Below are 15,772 nucleotides of genomic sequence, written 5' to 3' on the forward strand. Positions count from 1 at the left end.
CGGGGGGTGTCGAATTCCTACTCGTTCGGATGAATTCGGCGCGAAATCGCTTGCCGGGGAGGGGGTGAGGCCAGGGCGCGGGCGCGGAGGTGCGGAAACCCGGGTGACGCCGCCGCGCCCGGTAGGCACCATCGCTGTCGACGCCTCAGATGACCGCCGACCGGCTGCTCGCCGCCGTCGAACAGCTGCGCGGACACACGCGCGACCGGCGCGAGGCCCCCGAACACGTCCCGGCGGTGCGCACCGACCCGGCGTGAGCGCAGGCCGGCCCCGTCAGCGGGTGGCGTCGACGGCGATCCCGACGAGCTGGAGGATCGCGTGCCCCCCGGCCGTCGCGGCGATCAGGACGCCGAACACCACGGCGGTGAACACCGTGAACGCCTCGTCGGCCCGACTGCGCGACTGGGTGCGGCGCCGCAGCCGGACGACGATGAGGATCGCGATGAACGCCGTCGCGCTGATCGTGTACTGCACCGGCCGCCCCCTGCTGTTGACGTTGCGTTAACCCTTGGTTACCGGGTGAGCATGCCAGAGCGGCCCGTCGCCCGGGGCCGGTTCGGGGAAATCGGACGATCCCCGGCTCGATCGGCTCGGCGGCCGCGGCCGTCCCGGTTGTCGCGAAGCCTTGACAGTGCGTCACGGGCTGAGAACCCTGGTGCCGTACTCCAGGGACGTGAGGGGCATGGCATGCCATGGGTTGACGAGAGCGGGCACCACCGGGGGTTCCCGGCGGCGGTGCTGGCGGACGGCAGCGAGCCGGAGCCGTTGCCGGACGGGCGCACCACCTGGTGGCTCTACAACGGTGCGGATGGTCCTCGGGCCGCCGCGGTGCGCGGTGGTTGCAGCTGCGGCTGGCGGGGCGAGCGGGTGCACCTGCTGGACTTCGGTGACGATCAGGCGACCGAGGCGGTGGGTGAGGCGACCGGGCCGTTCGCGGACTGGGAGCGGCACGTCGACCTGGCCGAGGGTGTGGTGTCGCGCGAGGTCGAGGAACTGGTCGCGGCGCTGGTGGACCGGATCTGTGACCTGACGGAGAGCAAGCCGTACGCCGCCGCCCGTGCGGCCGCCCGGTTCGAGCGGGCCGCGGGTGCGACCGCGCTGCTGGCCGGCCGCAAGGCCCGCGACAACCTGATGACCTGGGAGTACATCGGCCGCGCCTTCGGCTGCGGGCCGGAGGCCGCGCGGGAGCGGTTCGGCGAGACGCTGCCCGACGTCGACCAGGGCGATGAGGCGTAGGTCGTCAGCCTTCCCGCGTCGCGCGGGCGGCCGGAGGCGGGCGCCGACCGGCTGATCGCGCGCACCGCGAGCTGGCGTCGAGGCACCGGTCACGCGAGCATCGGGCCATGACGGCCACCGGGTCCCGCCGGGTGTTCACGGCAGATGCGCGCGATCCTGGACGTGAGCGGCCCGTGCCGCCGAACCGTGCGCGGGAGGCCCGGCCGAGGCCTCGGCCCGTCGTGCCCGTTCGCGCACCGTGACAGGGGCGCACAGACCGCGACCGGAGGACCCGACCGGAGGGTCCGAGTGGAGGTCATACGGCTGATGAGCGGCATCGAGCACGAATCGGCAGGAGCGCGGGACACGACCGAGGGCCGCGTCTACACCGTCACCGGCGGCGACTGGGACGAGGTTGCCGATGACGCACAGCGACGAGAACGGGCAGCGGACGACGAGCGGATCATCGTCAACATGGGTCCGCAGCACCCGTCCACGCACGGTGTGTTGCGGCTGATCCTGGAGATCGACGGCGAGACGGTGAAGGAGGCCCGCTGCGGCATCGGCTACCTCCACACCGGCATCGAGAAGAACATGGAGTTCCGCAATTGGGTCCAGGGCACCACCTTCGTGACCCGGATGGACTACCTGACCCCGCTGTTCAACGAGACGGCCTACTGCCTGGCGGTCGAGAAGCTGCTCGGCATCACCGGCGACGTCCCGGAGCGCGCCACCGTCATCCGCGTGATGATGATGGAGCTCAACCGGATCGCCTCGCACCTGGTGGCGCTGGCCGCCGGAGGGATGGAGATCGGCTCCACCACGCTGATGGTCTACGGCTTCCGGGACCGCGAGGTCATCCTCGACGTCTTCGAGCTGGTGACGGGCCTGCGCATGAACCACGGCTACGTCCGGCCGGGCGGCCTGGCGCAGGACCTGCCCCCGGGCGCGCCGGACCAGATCCGCGAGGCGGTCACACTGCTGCGCTCGCGGATGCCGGAGTACGACAAGCTGGCGACCCACAACCCCGCCTTCAAGGCCCGGCTGGTCGATGTCGGCTTCCTGGACCTGCCCGGCTGTCTGGCCCTCGGCGCCACCGGCCCGATCCTGCGGGCCACCGGCCTGCCGCACGACCTGCGCAAGACCGATCCGTACTGCGGGTACGAGGACTACGACTTCGAGGTCGCGATCGCGGACAGCGCCGACTCCTACGGCCGGTTCCTGATCCGGCTGGAGGAGATGAAGCAGTCGCTGCGGATCGTCGAGCAGTGCCTGGACCGGCTGCGGCCCGGCCCGGTCATGGTGGCCGACAAGAAGATCGCCTGGCCCGCCCAACTGGCCGTCGGCCCGGACGGGATGGGCAACTCCCTCGACCACATCCGCAAGATCATGGGCACCTCGATGGAGGCCCTGATCCACCACTTCAAGCTGGTCACCGAGGGCTTCCGGGTCCCGGTCGGCCAGGCGTACGCGGCGGTCGAGTCGCCCAAGGGCGAGCTGGGCGTGCACGTGGTCAGCGACGGCGGGACGCGCCCGTACCGGGTCCACTTCCGGGACCCGTCGTTCACCAATCTTCAGACGATGGCGGCGATGTGCGAGGGCGGCCAGGTCGCGGACGTCATCGTCGCGGTGGCGAGCATCGACCCGGTGATGGGGGGCGTGGACAGATGACCGTCGCACCGCAGGCGTGCCACTGGGCGGGCCGCTGGGCGGGCCGGCGAATCGGGTGGTTCGCGCTGATCGAGGACCGCTCTGGTCAGAAGCCCGCCGTGTCGAGTTCGAGGTCCAGCGGCGACGGGAGCCGCAGCGTCGTACCGAAGGGGTGAGGGCCTTCGACCAGGGTGTAGCCGAGCCGGCCCGGCTGGGAGAAGAGGGTGCAGGTGCGTTCCTGGCGGTCGACCAGGAGGTACACGGGAGCGCCGAACTGCGAGTAGCGCCGGCGCTTGGCCGACCGGTCGGTGTCGCCGTTCGACGGCGAGGTCACCTCGACGACGAGCACGGTCTGGTCGGGCAGGAGAGCCCCCTCGGTCTTCGCGAGTTCGGCGGGCACGACGGCGAGGTCGGGGACGTAGTAGTTCTCCGTACCCGGCAGGTCGAGGTTCCCGGAACCTGCGCGCAGGCCGAGTTCGCGCATGCGGGGACCGATCTGCTCGCGGATCAGGTCGACGGCGGTCTCGTGGGCCCAGGACGGTGACACGGGGGTGATGACTCCCTCGACGATTTCGACGCGGTCACCCGCGATGTGCTGAATCGCGTACTTCAGTGCCTGTTCCGGGTTCGGCACCTGGCTGTAGTCACCCGGGCCGGCATGCGCTGTGGTCACCTGCGGTTCTCCTGTCCGGATCTCAGTCCTCGGAAAGGACCGGTGACGGTTGGTCGGATCGGCTGCGGCCCGGCTGTCACGGCCGGAGCGCGGGCCGGCCCTGGCGTACGGCGGTACGGCGGTACGGCGGTACGGAGGTACGGCGGAAACCAGGGCACCGGGGAACGTTACCCGGTGGGGGCCTCCAGCCGCTGGGCATACGGTCCGGCCGGGCCGCCGAGGTCTGACCAAGTCATTGCCGAGTCATTGCTGTTGATGAGGTGGCGGGATAACTTCACTCCTGTACCACCCGTCCCGTACCTGCCCGGCCGTCACGCTGTTCCCGGCCGGATCCTGCACCCGGATGATGTGGAGTCTCAATGATTGAGTCAAGCCGTCTGCGCGACGGGATCGGGGGTGAAGACCCGGTTGTCGCGCAGGAGGGCCCACAGGACGCTGACCCGTCGGCGGGCCGGCGCGATGACGGCCTGGACGTGTTTGCAGCCCTCGGCGCGCTTCTTGAGGTAGAAGTCCCGGTTGGGGCCGTCCTTGATGATGCTGGTCTGCGCGGACAGGTAGAACACCCTGCGCAGGCGGCGGCTGTAGCGTTTGGGCCGGCGCAGGTTGCCGGTGCGGCGTCCGCAGTCGCGGGGGACGGGCACGAGCCCGGCCGCCGAGGCGAGGTGCCCGGCGTCCGCGTAGGCCGTCAGATCGCCGGCCGCGACGACGAGTTCCGCGCCGAGTATCGGGCCGATGCCGGGCAAGGACTCGATGACCTCGGCCTGCGGGTGGGCGTGGAAGGTGTCGCGGATCTGCTTGTCGACCCGCTTCAACCGGTCGTCCAGGGCCAGGATCTGCGCGGCCAGGTCCGCGACGATGGCGGCGGCGACGTCCTCACCGGGCAGCACGGTGCGCTGGGCCTCGGCGGCCTCCAGCGCGGTAGCCGCAACGGCATCGGCGCCGCGGACACCCCGGTTGGCCAGCCAGGCCGTCAGCCGGGCCCGGCCGCGGCGACGGATCGCGGCGGGAGTCTGGTAGCCGGTGAGCAGGACCAGGGCGCCCTTGTGCGCGGAGTAGTCGAAGGCCCGCTCCAGGGCCGGGAAGATACCGGTCAGCACGTCGCGGAGCCGGTTGATCATCCGTACCCGGTCGGCGACCAGGTCCGAGCGGTGGGCGGTCAGCAGGGCGAGGTCGGCCGCGAGCTGGGCGGGTACCTCGATCGTGGTGAAGTCCCGGCGGTGGCGGGCGGTCTCGGCGATGACGTAGGCGTCACGGGCGTCGGTCTTCGCCTCGCCCCGGTAGGCGCCGGCCATGCGGTTGACGGTCCTGCCGGGCACGTAGACAGCCTGCTGACCGTGCGCGGCGAGCAACGCGAGCAGCAGGGCGGAGGACGTCCCGGAGATGTCCACCGCCCAGTGGACCCGGTCGGCCAGAGCGAGGATCTCGCCGAGCGCGGTCAGGATCGCGGTCTCGTCGTTGTCGACCTTCTTCGACCACAGCGTGGCGCCACCCTCGTCGACCACGGCCGCCCAGTGATGGCCCTTCCCGGCGTCAACACCCGCCCAGACACAGGCACTTCGCTCACTCACTCGCCCCTCCTCGCTCCCACCGGCATCACGTTGGCCCGAGGAACACCCCGCCGTCGTCTCCGTAAACAGCGACCGCACACAGCGCGCACATCTCAATCAGCAGCCAGGGCGCCCCGGAGAGCCGGACGGCCACTCCTCAGGAGCCACTGAAGGCAAGACCCCATAAGCCACATCCGGCCCTCCTGGGCCGCCTAACACCTTACGGAGATCCCATGGCTCGACGACGTTCCTTACTTCGACTCGGCCTGGCCGTACCGACCGTGCTGTCACTGACCGCCTCGCTCGGATTCCTCCCCGCCTCGGCCTCGGCGACGCCCCGAATACCGCCTGCCGCGCAGGCCGAGGACACGCACTCCCTGGCGTACGTCGTCAACACCGAGACCGACCGTCACACGATCGCGGAGGTGCAGCGGGCCATCACCGCGGCCGGCGGCACCATCGTCGTCACGTACGACAGCATCGGCGTCATCGTCGCCCACTCGGCCAACCCCGACTTCGGCAAGCAGCTGCGCGCGGTGCGCGGAGTGCAGTCGGCGGGTGCCACGCGCACCGATCCGCTGAGCTTGGCGGGGACGACCGACGAGGGCCCGGTGCAGCACCTCTCCAAGGCCGAGGCCGCGAAGATCGCGGAAGCCTCCGGCGGCGGCACCGCAGCCCTCGAACCCCTCGAACCCCTCGAAGCCGAGCAGTGGGCCCTGCGGGCGGTCGGCGGCGACAAGGCCGCCAAGATCAACCCGGGCAGCAGGAACGTCACGGTCGCCGTGATCGACACCGGCGTCGACGACACCCACCCGAACCTCGCCCCCAACTTCTCCCCGTCGCAGTCCGCGAGCTGCGTCAGCGGCAAGGCCGACACCACGTACGGCTCCTGGCGGCCGTCGGACCCGAGCCACTTCCACGGAACCCACGTCGCGGGCACCATAGCCGCGGCCCGCAACGGCACCGGCGTCGCGGGCGTGGCACCCGGGGTGAAGTTCTCCGGCATCACCGTCGCCCAGCCCACCCCGCGTCAGCTGATCTACGCCGAGAGCGTCGTGTGCGCCTTCGTGTTCGCCGCCGACCACGACGTGCAGATCACCAACAACAGCTACTACGTGGACCCGTGGAAGTACAACTGCCTGGACGACCCCGACCAGAAGGCCATCGTCGACGCGGTCAACCGCGCCCAGCTCTACGCCCAGCGCAAGGGCACCCTCAACATCGCCGGGGCCGGCAACTCCAACCACGACCTGGCCTCCAACGCCCTGCCCGACGCCGGCAGCCCCAATGACTCCACCCCGGTGAACCGGACGATCGACCCGCACACGTGCCTGGACCTGCCCGCACAGCTGCCCGGCGTCGTCACCGTCAGCGCGACCAGTGCCAAGGGCACGAAGGCGTACTACTCCAACTACGGCCTCGGCGTGATCGACGTCGCGGGACCGGGCGGCGACCAGTACGTGCCCTCGGACGCGCCCTCCAAGCACCCCGGCGTCCTGTCGACGCTTCCCAACAACGACTACGGCTACGAGCAGGGCACCTCCATGGCCACCCCCCACGTCGCCGGCGTGGCCGCGCTCCTGAAGTCCGCCCACCCGAACGCGACCCCGGAGCAGGTGCAGGCGATGCTCAAGGCCCAGGCGGACAACCCGGGATGCCCGACCGACCCGTACGACGGAAACGGCGACGGCACCGTGGACGCCACCTGCGCGGGCGGCAAGCGCGTCAACGGCTTCTACGGCTTCGGCATCGTCAACGCGCTGCGGGCCGTCAAGTAGCTGCTCCGCCCCCGACGGCCCCGGCCACTCCGGCCGGGGCCGTCAGCGACGCCTCGCCACCGACGGGCACACCGGCACGTCGCGGTCGAGCCCTCCGAACTCGAAGACGGCTGACCCCGCGAGGGACGGGGAGGACGTCGGTGATTGCCGCGCAATCACCCTGGGGGGCGGCTGACCCCCCGCAGGTACGGGGAGGACGTCGGTGATTGCCGCGCAATCACTCTGGGGGGCGGCCGACCCTCCGCAGGTACGGGGAGGACACCTGGGACGACGACGCGGCCCGCCGGATCAACGGCTGACCCCCGCGGGTGCGGGGAGGACGCTTCCGTGACCTCCCCGACCTCCTCCGAGATCGGCTGACCCCCGCGGGTGCGGGGAGGACGGCCCCACCGACGGCATGGCCAACCCCAACGGCGGCTGACCCCCGCGGGTGCGGGGAGGACGCCGCGATCTTCGCAACCGCCGGCACCACCCCCGGCTGACCCCCGCGGGTGCGGGGAGGACCTCACCCAGATGGAAGCCGCCGGCGACGCGGCCGGCTGACCCCCGCGGGTGCGGGGAGGACACGGCCTGGGCATCGCCGGTGGCGTCGGCGAGCGGCTGACCCCCGCGGGTGCGGGGAGGACGCGATGACGGACACCCGCGTGCTGCCGCAGGCCGGCTGACCCCCGCGGGTGCGGGGAGGACCCTTCGTGACCTGGGGTGATGCGGAGGCTTTGCTATTTCTTTGCGCGACTTGGGCGCCGCAGTCCTCCGGCTGCCCCAACGTCCCATGCGAGCCATTGAGGTGTCAAAGGGCTTGCGAGTTCTCCCATCTCTCGCCACCGAGACACGCGGGAGGTGCCGATGACTTCGGCGTCGGCGGGGCCCGTCAGCCATGTCGCTGCCATTCGGCGACGGGAACTGAACTCCTGTCCAGCGTTCGCCGCGTGGCGCTGCGTAGCTCGTTTGGGTAGAGGGGCAGTCAGTCCCCCGTCGCGCCAAGCGGATTGCCGGTACTTTCCCGGGGCGACGGCATCACCGACCGAGAGGAGCCCAGGTATGGGCAAGCACGGCGACGGCCAGGGTGGCGAGTCCGGGGACAAGAAGCAGTCCCCGAAGGAGTCGGACGGCCAGTGGACCAAGCCCGTCACCGACCCGCCCAAGAAGAAGTGAGCCTGGACTGATGGATCAGTATGCGCAGTTGCTCGCGGACCTCGCGGAGGTGGGCGCGCTGGGCGAGGAGTGGCGGGGCGCGTTCGAGCGCGCCCCGCGCTCTGCCTTCGTGCCCGACGAGGTGTGGGTCGAGGACGATGAAGCCCCCAACGGCTACCGCTCGGTCAGCAGGCACGCGGATCCGGCGAGGTGGTGGGAGGAAGTCAACTCCAGGCGGCAGATCGTCACGCAGGTCGACGACGGCCGAGCGGACGGGCCCGGCATCGCCACGTCGTCCTCGTCCATGCCCTCCCTGGTCGCCGCCATGCTCCGCCACCTGGCCGTGGCGGACGGGAACACCGTGCTCGACATCGGCACCGGCACCGGCTGGACCAGCGCCCTGCTGTGCGCCCGCCTCGGCGACCAGGCCGTGACGACGATCGAGGTCGACCCGGCCGTGGCCGCGACTGCCGGCGAGCGCCTGGCAGCGATCGGTGCGAAGCCCACCCGAGTCGTCGGCGACGGCCTCCTCGGCCACCCGGCCGGCGCCCCCTACGACCGCATCCACTCCACGGCAGCCGTTCAACAGGTGCCGCCCGTCTGGATCGAACAGACCCGCCCCGGCGGCATCATCGTGACCCCCTGGGGCACCCCGTACGCCAACGCCGGGCTACTCCGGCTGGAGGCCGGCGAACCGGGCCAGGGCGCACTCGGGCGCTTCGTGGGCGACGTGTCGTTCATGTGGATGCGAGCCCAGCGCCCCCACGCGGTCAAGGCGCTGGGCCGTCCTTCGCCGGAGTACCAGGGCCCGTCACGGATCGACCCCGACCTGGCGGAGGAGAACGTCCACGCCGCCTTCGCCATCGGCCTCCGCGTACCAGGCGTCCGAACCCTGCACACCTGGGACGAGGCCGACCCGGCCGGCACCCACCGCTTCCACCTCGCGGACGACGCCGGCTCCTGCGCATCCGTCCGCTTCCAGGACTGGGCCGGCCCCGACGCCGTCCACCAGAGCGGCCCCCGCCGCCTGTGGGACGAGGTCACGTCCGCCCACCTGGCGTGGCTCGCGGACGACAGGCCGGAGCTGACCCGCTTCGGGCTGACCATCACGGCGGAGGGCGACCAGCAGGTGTGGCTGGACGCCCCGGGCAACGTCCTGCCTTGACCCCCAGCCCCTCGAAGGAACTGGGCTGACCCCCACAGGTGCAGGGAAGACGCTGGGCCGAGCAGGACGACCCGGAGACCGGCCGGCTGACCCCCGCGGGTGCGGGGAAGACTTCCCGAAGTACGCGAACTCGCCAGTGGTCGACGGCTGATCCCCGCGGGTGCGGGGAGGACCCGGCCGCCGGAACGCCCTCGCGGTTCAGCGCCGACTGACCCCCGCCGGTGCGGGGAGGACCGGCAGCCGGCTACTGCGGCCTTGAGCGCGACCGGCTGACCCCCGCGGGTGCGGGGAGGACCCCTCGGGCTCCTCGTAGGCGTCGGCGATCTCCGGCTGACCTACGCGGGTGCGGGGAGGGCTTGACCGCGCACGCCAGTTGCTCACGCCCGTGCGGCTGACCCCCGCGGGTGCGGGGAGGGCTTGACGAGGAGAGCCATGATCGCCCCCAGCCACGGCTGACCCCCGCGGGTGCGGGGAGGGCCAGCACGCCGGCCGCCGCGTCTACGGATCGGACGGCTGACCCCCGCGGGTGCGGGGAGGGCGGGCGAAGTCCCGGACGCCTAGCTCGCGCACCCGGCTGACCCCCGCGGGTGCGGGGAGGGCACGGCGTTGATGCCGGACACGTTGAGGATGCCCGGCTGACCCCCGCGGGTGCGGGGAGGGCGATCCGATGGTCGCAGGTCGGTTCATAGGTCTCGGCTGACCCCCGCGGGTGCGGGGAGGGCAGCACGACCTGCCCCGCGGTGTGCTCGCGCACCGGCTGACCCCCGCGGGTGCGGGGAGGGCCCTTTGTGACCTGGGGCGATGTGGCGGCTTTGCCATTTCTTTGCATGGCTGGCTCCCGGCCGTTCCAACGTCCCACGCAAGCTGTTGAGGTGTCAAAGGGCCTGCGAATCATCCCACGTGGTCTCCGCCGGTCACAGCGCGCGGCCGATGGCTGCCAGGGCCCGGTCCGTGACGTGCCGCGCCGGGAGGTGGGTGGTGTCGATGGCGTTGGCATCGGTGGCCAGACGCCGCCAGCAGGTCATGCCCGGGTCGAAGCCGGGCTCCTGCGGCAGGCGCTCCCAGCGGATGCCGGTGTGCACCACGAACAGGATTCCGTACGGCGCCTGCCGGTCCGCCGCCTGAGGGCGCCCCGGCTTGAACTTCGGCGGCTCCGGCGGCAGCAACGGCTCGATCAGTCCCCACGGTTCGTTCGACACGATCCACGGACGAGACACCCTCCTCCCCGCGCGCCGACCAGCGAGCACCAGGACCCGAGGCTGCGCCCGCAACGGCTTCTGTCGGGACCTCTAAGACTCGTTGAACAAGGCTTTTGCACAACAGCTACAACCGCCGTAGTCAGGGGATTCATATGTTATGCCACCATCGGTCTTCCCCAAGAGGTCTTGGTTGTCGACGGGGCAAATTGGTACGAATCTGGGATTCACTTGAAGGAGGGTTGAATTCTTTAGGGAGAATACTGAAGTTACGGCGTCGAGACCGTGCTCGCGAATCCCTTGCTGAATGAAGTCAAATGCACCGTAGGTGTGTCCGCAGTCGCATTCAATCGGGGAGAATCTGAAGTTTGCAACTTCGACACCCAGCTCTGCCCTAATCCTTTGAGTTTCCTCTTCGGATATCAGGCGGAGTCCCGCGCGGCGGGTTCTCTCTGGCGTCCAGAGCCAATCCTTGATGGCGTCGGCCTGGGTGCGGGTCAGGTAGAACGAAATCGAAGCGCTACCTCTAATCGCGGCCTTGACAATATCTATGATGGCCTGATCGTCTGCTGAAGCCACCAGCTTTCCAGTGGCGACTATGTTGTCGATCTCTGTTAGCAGCTTCATGGTGCCTACTTCTCAAGTTCTGGGGAATCTCCAGAATTGTCTGGGAATCGCGCCGAGGTGCGCCATGGCGCCCGCCGGGAACTAGGTGCGGGTGGGATTTCAGAGAGGGTCCACCTGGCCTGTGTGGTCGCCTTTTATCAAGTCTGCGACGTCGCGCGACTGCTCCGCAACCTGACTGGTGGGAAGTCCTTGCGCTCCAGAGGGGGCAAGGAGGTGAGCCCATGGCGCGCTACGAACTGCTCCAGACGAAGCTGAAGACCGGCGAAGTCGTCGCCTCGCTGCCGGCCACCGCGATCTCGTACACCGAGACCTTGAATCAGGCGGGTACGGCGACGTTCATGATCCCGTTGAACCCGCCCCAGGCCTCTCCGGCGAAGCTGTTCCCGGCGGCTCTGGGCTCGTGGTGGTGCGCGACGACGAATCGGTGTGGGGTGGAATTCCCTGCTCTGCTGCCGTAGACCTTGCCGCCGGGCCGCTATTGGACCCACACACCCGGCTGACCCCCGCGAGTGCGGGGAAGACCCGTACAGGGTGTCGACCGAGACCGTGGTCTGCGGCTGACCCCCGCGAATGCGGGGAGGACCCGTCGGGGCTGGCGGTGAACAGGCCGAGCGGCGGCTGACCCCCGCGAGTGCGGGGAGGACGACCCGTCACCGCCGGCGGCGCCCTGGCCACCCGGCTGACCCCCGCGAGTGCGGGGAGGACACGAGCCCGTGGACGCGCAGTGCACCGACGGCCGGCTGACCCCCGCGAGTGCGGGGAGGACAGGCCGCCCTGCCACGGCTGCGAGTCGGCAACCGGCTGACCCCCGCGAGTGCGGGGAGGACGTCCGCCGCGGACTCCCCGAAGTCGTCGCAGGCGGCTGACCCCCGCGAGTGCGGGGAGGACGGCGATCAGGGAGGCGAGCATCAGGCACCGTCCGGCTGACCCCCGCGAGTGCGGGGAGGACGTCCGCCGCGGACTCCCCGAAGTCGTCGCAGGCGGCTGACCCCCGCGAGTGCGGGGAGGACGGCGATCAGGGAGGCGAGCATCAGGCACCGTCCGGCTGACCCCCGCGAGTGCGGGGAGGACTGCCACACCTGCGGTGACGGCGGGGACGCCTACGGCTGACCCCCGCGAGTGCGGGGAGGACACGTCGGTGGCGACGTCGGCGGTGTCCTGGGTCGGCTGACCCCCGCGAGTGCGGGGAGGACCCTTTGTGACCTGGGGCGATGTGACGGCTTTGCCATTTCTTTGCATGGCTGGGCGCCGCTGCCTCTCGGCCGCTCCAACGTCCCACGCAAGCTGTTGAGGTGTCAAAGGGCCCGCGAATCATCCCACGCGGTCTCCGCCGGTCACAGCGCGTCGCCGACCCGCCAGGGCCCGGTCCGCGACGTGTCGCGCCGTGAGGTGGGTGGTGTCGATGGCGTCGGCGTCGGTGGCCAGCCACTGCGCGTACGCCGCCACGTAGGCGGGCAGCTTGCGGCGGCGGAAGGCGCGTACCTTCTCGCTGCGCACCTCGTCGTCGGGGAACTCCGTGCCGGCGTCGATGCGGGCGCTGACGGTGTCGGGGTCGGCGTGGAGCAGCAGGTGTGTCAGCGGGATGCCGGCGGCGCGGATGGTGCCGTGGATCTCGGCGGCGTAGTCCTGGCGCAGCAGGGTCATGGGGATCAGCACCGGGTGGCCGTTGTTCTCGCGGTGGCAGTGGACGGCGAACTGGGCGACGAGGGGGCGCCAGGACGGGAAGTCCTGGAAGTCCTCGTGCTTGCCGGGGAAGGCCTGGCGTAGGAGGATGCCGATCTCCTCGGCGTCGAAGAGGACCGCGCCGGGCAGCTCCTGTCGGAGGGTGGTGGCGAGGGTGGTCTTGCCGCCGCCGAAGGGGCCGTTGATCCAGACGATCATTGGCTGCTCGCTCTCGTTGCCGGGCCTGATGGCGGGCCAACTGCGCGAGCGGGTCTGAGGTCACGACGTGTCCGAGGTAGCGGCTGTTCACCCGCGATCGGCGGGCGAGCAGCTGGACCAGGTCGAGCGGAACTCCATTCGGTCCGGTCGGCTTCGTGGGTGTCGACGGGTGGGCCGGCGTACCGTGCTGCCCGGCCCGGCGTTCGATATCCCGCCGATCGGTTGGTTGTCGGCGAGCGGTTCGACGTCCACGAGGTCCAGGGGCACCCACGGGTTGGTGTGGACAGGTCGGCTGACCAGTCTGCTCCCGGGGCGGGCGAACCGGCCGTCCCGTCCCAGTGACTCCGGACCCCGCCACGGTTGCGAGGCCCAGCCGGAGGTAGCAGTGTCGTTACCTGTGCCGGTCGATTCCGCCCCGGGATTCGTTGACCTCACCGACGCAACCGGTCCATGGGCGAGAGGGGCGGATGTTCCCGGTTCGCCGTCTCTTGTGTGTGGTCACGGAAGCGGGGGCGGCATCAGGTGTGAGCGAACGGAAGGGAATCCCATGTCGCTGGCCATGGAATCCGTCGAGATCAACGCCCCGATCGACAAGGTCTACGAGCAGTGCCTGCGGTTCGAGGACCTCCCCCACTACGTGGAACCGCTGAAGCGCGTCGAGCGCCTCTCGGACACTCATGCCCGCATGGTCTACGACGTCGCGGGCCGGCAGTTCGACGTGGAGGCGGAGATCGTCGAGAAGCTGCCGGAGCGGAGGATCACGTGGCGCACCACGGGCGAGCCGCGGACCACCTGGGCCACCACGTTCGAGCGCCTCGGTGATGCCAGGACCAAGGTGACGTTCCAGGTGGACCAGGTGTCCGGCGGGGCGCGGGGGCTGGTCGGGCAAGCGGTGGGTGGCGTGCAGGACGGGGTGGCGAAGGAGATCTCCGACGAGCTCCTGAAGGTGACCAAGCCCAGCGTCCGGGAATTCAAGAAGCACCTGGAAGCCCAGGCGTCCTGATCTGCTGCGTCGGGTCAGCAGCAGCCGCCGCCGGCCGGGGCGCTCAGGCTGATGGTCACGGGGGTGGTCACGGGGACGGGGTCCCCGCAGCAGCCCCCGGCCTCCTGGGTGTCGGGCTGGTCGTACAGTCCGACACCGCCGCAGACGCCGGTCTCGGGGAGGGTGAGTTCGACGCGCTGGGCGGCGTCGTGGTCGCCGGCGAGGTGGGCGGCGATGGAGCGGACCTGCTCGTAGCCGGTCAGGGCGAGGAAGGAGGGGGCGCGGCCGTAGGACTTGGTGCCGACGAGGTGGACGCCCTTCTCCGGGTGGGAGAGCTCGTTGACGCCGTGCGGGTAGACGGTGCCGCAGGAGTGCTGGTTGGGGTCGATCAGCGGGGCCAGGGCGGTGGGGGCCTGGAGGCGTTCGTCGAGGCCGAGGCGCAGTTCGGTGAGGAAGGAGAGGTCGGGGCGCAGGCCGGTGAGGACGATGACCTCGTCGAGGTCGTCGGCGCGGTGGCCGTCCTCGGAGACCAGGGCGAGGGTGGCGCCGGAGGAGCCGGAGGTCTCGACGGCGGCGGTGCGGAAGCCGGTCAGGGCGCTGGCGTGGCCGTTCTCGACGGCGGCCTTGGCGGCGAGGCCGAGCGCGCCGCGGGCGGGGAGCTGGTCGGCGGTGCCGCCGCCGAAGGTGGAGCCGGTGATGCCGCGGCGCAGGATCCACACGGCGTGAGTGCCGGGTTCGGCCTGGGCGAGGTCGGCGAGGGCGGCCAGTGCGGTGAAGGCGGAGGCGCCGGAGCCGACGACGGCGGTGCGCTTGCCGGCGTAGCGGGCGCGGACGGCGGGGTCGGTCAGGTCGGGGATGCGGTAGGAGATCCGCTCGGCGTGGGTCTTCTCGCCGAGGGCGGGCAGGCCGTCGGAGCCGAGGGGGCCGGGGGTGGTCCAGGTGCCGGAGGCGTCGATGACGGCGGCGGCGGTGATCCGCTCTTCGCGGCCGTCGGCGTGCCGGAGGTGGACGGTGAAGGGCTGGTTCTCGCGGTCGGAGTCGACGACGCGGTCGCGGCCGGCGCGGGCGACGCCGGTCACCGTGGTGTGGTAGCGGACCTTGTCGCCGAGGGCGTCGGCCAGCGGCTGGAGGTACTGCTCGGCCCAGTCGGCGCCGTCGGGGTAGACGGCGGGGTCGGGCCGGGTCCAGCCGGTGGGGGCGAGGAGCTTCTCGGCGGCCGGGTCGACGAGTTCGGCCCAGGTGGAGAAGAGCCGCACGTGGCCCCATTCGCGTACCGCGGTGCCGGCGGACGGCCCGGCTTCGACGACGAGGGCGTCGAGGCCGCGGTCGGTGAGGTGGGCGGCGGCGGCCAGGCCGATCGGGCCTGCGCCGATGACGAGGACGGGCAGGTCGGTGGCGGAGGTCATGGTGGTCTGCTCCCCTTCGGGGTGTCCGGGCCGGCCTGGCCTGGCCCGACTGATTCGACAAGCGTCGATGTACTGGCGCTTTCGACCTTGCAGCACTATTCGACGAATGTCAATATAGACATATGTCGAACCTGGAGTTGTCGGTGCTCGAACCCGACGCCACGCCGTTCTGCCCGCCGCTGACCTCGGCGGAGCTGTCCGAGCAGGACGCCGTCACGATGGCGGCGATGTTCAAGGCGCTGTCCGACCCGGTACGGCTGCGCCTGTTCTCCAAGATCGCCGCGCATGAGGACGGGGAGGCGTGCGTGTGCGACATCCAGGACGTGGGGGTGTCCCAGCCGACCGTCTCGCACCACCTGAAGAAGCTCCGCGAGGCCGGGCTGCTGACCGGCGAACGGCGTGGTACCTGGGTGTACTACCGGGTCGAGCCGCGGGTCGTGGCCGAGATGGCGGCCCTGCTCGACCTGAACTGCCGCGCCGGAACGTAAAGACCCGGAACGCAAGGACCCGGGACGTAA

At 70.8% G+C, this 15,772-nt stretch carries 13 protein-coding genes, 1 pseudogene and 3 CRISPR repeat arrays; of the genes and pseudogenes, 7 read left to right on the forward strand and 7 right to left on the reverse strand.

Annotated elements, in window-relative coordinates; translation table 11 throughout:
• Window positions 1-273: 273 nt before the first annotated feature.
• Entirely contained in the window at window positions 274-474 is a 201-nt protein-coding gene (locus tag QWJ13_RS29635) for a hypothetical protein (RefSeq protein WP_316528327.1), read from the reverse strand.
• Window positions 475-687: 213 nt separating this feature from the next.
• Here QWJ13_RS29635 and QWJ13_RS29640 point away from each other — a divergent pair, with 213 nt between their 5' ends.
• Both QWJ13_RS29640 and QWJ13_RS29645 read left to right on the forward strand, forming a co-directional pair.
• Entirely contained in the window at window positions 688-1,236 is a 549-nt protein-coding gene (locus QWJ13_RS29640) for a hypothetical protein (protein WP_316528328.1), read from the forward strand.
• A gap of 306 nt (window positions 1,237-1,542) precedes the next feature.
• Window positions 1,543-2,886, forward strand: coding sequence for an NADH-quinone oxidoreductase subunit D (locus tag QWJ13_RS29645; RefSeq protein WP_316528329.1), 1,344 nt, complete (start codon window positions 1,543-1,545; stop codon window positions 2,884-2,886).
• A gap of 85 nt (window positions 2,887-2,971) precedes the next feature.
• Here QWJ13_RS29645 and QWJ13_RS29650 read toward each other — a convergent pair whose 3' ends face one another.
• Complete coding sequence (locus tag QWJ13_RS29650) at window positions 2,972-3,538, reverse strand: Uma2 family endonuclease (RefSeq protein WP_316528330.1); 567 nt, start codon at window positions 3,536-3,538, stop codon at window positions 2,972-2,974.
• Between the two features lie 368 nt (window positions 3,539-3,906).
• Complete coding sequence (locus QWJ13_RS29655) at window positions 3,907-5,106, reverse strand: IS110 family RNA-guided transposase (RefSeq protein ID WP_316528331.1); 1,200 nt, start codon at window positions 5,104-5,106, stop codon at window positions 3,907-3,909.
• Between the two features lie 212 nt (window positions 5,107-5,318).
• Here QWJ13_RS29655 and QWJ13_RS29660 point away from each other — a divergent pair, with 212 nt between their 5' ends.
• A complete protein-coding gene (locus tag QWJ13_RS29660) occupies window positions 5,319-6,863 on the forward strand; it encodes a S8 family peptidase (protein ID WP_316528333.1) in 1,545 nt (514 codons plus the stop codon).
• A gap of 292 nt (window positions 6,864-7,155) precedes the next feature.
• Window positions 7,156-7,550: direct repeats of the CRISPR family, unit length 29 nt; unit sequence CGGCTGACCCCCGCGGGTGCGGGGAGGAC.
• Between the two features lie 478 nt (window positions 7,551-8,028).
• Window positions 8,029-9,162, forward strand: a complete 1,134-nt coding sequence (locus tag QWJ13_RS34420; protein WP_432277625.1) for a methyltransferase domain-containing protein — start codon at window positions 8,029-8,031, stop codon at window positions 9,160-9,162.
• 83 nt (window positions 9,163-9,245) lie between these two features.
• Window positions 9,246-9,945: direct repeats of the CRISPR family, unit length 29 nt; unit sequence CGGCTGACCCCCGCGGGTGCGGGGAGGGC.
• A 221-nt stretch (window positions 9,946-10,166) separates the two neighbouring features.
• Here the strand turns inward: QWJ13_RS34420 and QWJ13_RS29670 are convergent.
• Window positions 10,167-10,364, reverse strand: a pseudogene (locus QWJ13_RS29670) (transposase); the annotation flags it as partial.
• Window positions 10,365-10,451: 87 nt separating this feature from the next.
• The gene (locus tag QWJ13_RS29675) at window positions 10,452-10,985 is read right to left on the reverse strand and encodes a hypothetical protein (RefSeq protein WP_316528336.1); all 534 of its coding nucleotides are present in this window, start codon (window positions 10,983-10,985) and stop codon (window positions 10,452-10,454) included.
• 221 nt (window positions 10,986-11,206) lie between these two features.
• Between QWJ13_RS29675 and QWJ13_RS29680 the strand changes: the two genes are divergently transcribed.
• Window positions 11,207-11,443 carry a hypothetical protein gene (locus QWJ13_RS29680; protein ID WP_316528338.1) on the forward strand — a complete coding sequence of 79 codons (237 nt, stop codon included), beginning with the start codon at window positions 11,207-11,209 and terminating at the stop codon, window positions 11,441-11,443.
• 35 nt (window positions 11,444-11,478) lie between these two features.
• A CRISPR array of direct repeats spans window positions 11,479-12,178; the repeat unit is 29 nt; unit sequence CGGCTGACCCCCGCGAGTGCGGGGAGGAC.
• 118 nt (window positions 12,179-12,296) lie between these two features.
• Here the strand turns inward: QWJ13_RS29680 and QWJ13_RS29685 are convergent.
• Window positions 12,297-12,866: a P-loop nucleotide/nucleoside kinase family protein gene (locus QWJ13_RS29685; protein WP_316528340.1), complete on the reverse strand. Its 570-nt coding sequence runs from the start codon at window positions 12,864-12,866 to the stop codon at window positions 12,297-12,299.
• 547 nt (window positions 12,867-13,413) lie between these two features.
• Here QWJ13_RS29685 and QWJ13_RS29690 point away from each other — a divergent pair.
• Window positions 13,414-13,869, forward strand: coding sequence for an SRPBCC family protein (locus QWJ13_RS29690; RefSeq protein WP_316528342.1), 456 nt, complete (start codon window positions 13,414-13,416; stop codon window positions 13,867-13,869).
• 14 nt (window positions 13,870-13,883) lie between these two features.
• Here the strand turns inward: QWJ13_RS29690 and QWJ13_RS29695 are convergent, their stop codons facing one another.
• Window positions 13,884-15,254, reverse strand: a complete 1,371-nt coding sequence (locus tag QWJ13_RS29695) for an FAD-dependent oxidoreductase (RefSeq protein ID WP_316528344.1) — start codon at window positions 15,252-15,254, stop codon at window positions 13,884-13,886.
• A 122-nt stretch (window positions 15,255-15,376) separates the two neighbouring features.
• On the opposite strand from QWJ13_RS29695, the gene QWJ13_RS29700 reads away from it, so the two are divergent.
• Window positions 15,377-15,742: an ArsR/SmtB family transcription factor gene (locus tag QWJ13_RS29700; RefSeq protein WP_316528346.1), complete on the forward strand. Its 366-nt coding sequence runs from the start codon at window positions 15,377-15,379 to the stop codon at window positions 15,740-15,742.
• The last annotated feature ends 30 nt before the right edge of the window (window positions 15,743-15,772 follow it).

It is taken from the genome of Kitasatospora brasiliensis, assembly GCF_032654805.1.
In the GTDB taxonomy this organism is placed as follows: Bacteria; Actinomycetota; Actinomycetes; order Streptomycetales; family Streptomycetaceae; genus Kitasatospora; species Kitasatospora brasiliensis.